At 42.4% G+C, this 514-nt stretch carries 1 protein-coding gene; it reads left to right on the forward strand.

All coding sequences use genetic code 11. From position 1 onward, the window contains the following. Window positions 1-456 (forward strand): hypothetical protein (locus tag EII41_RS14255; protein ID WP_185711937.1); only part of this gene is annotated, 456 nt, incomplete at its 5' end. Window positions 457-514: the final 58 nt, after the last annotated feature.

A 514-nucleotide genomic window follows, 5' to 3' on the forward strand; every position in this document is an offset into this window, starting at 1 on the left:
AATACGATGCCTTTTTCCCCAACGCTTCGCATTGGGCTGAATGATCTCGCCCTTTCAGGGCTTTTACAGCAATCAACCTTCACCGTTCAGCCGGCCAACAACTCAACAAATACACATTTCAATAACTCAACACCCGAAGAGCATACAAGGGCTGAAAGCCTGAATGAAATTCATGCTTATTTATTCTATTGCGGAATCTGGGTTAATCTGAACTGCTCACCTGAAATCAACGACGACAAAAACAATCTCCAACAAGCGGTTTCTCCAATCAATGAAAAAGGCTTGCTTTTTGGGACGAGAGAGGAGCGACCGATTGGGGATGGTTTCGTTACCACCACCTCAACAAGAAAATATCCGCATTTATGTTTAGCATTTACCTCCCATCTGATTATGCTGCGACTGAAAGAACTCCCCCGCCCTTTTCGGTACTATGTCCTAAGTAGTCGTTCCTTATAAAATCAACTTATGCCACAAAATATATTTTATGCTTCCGGAAAAACCAACCGAAAATAAA

This window comes from Tannerella forsythia (genome assembly GCF_003860135.1).
GTDB lineage: Bacteria > Bacteroidota > Bacteroidia > Bacteroidales > Tannerellaceae > Tannerella > Tannerella forsythia_A.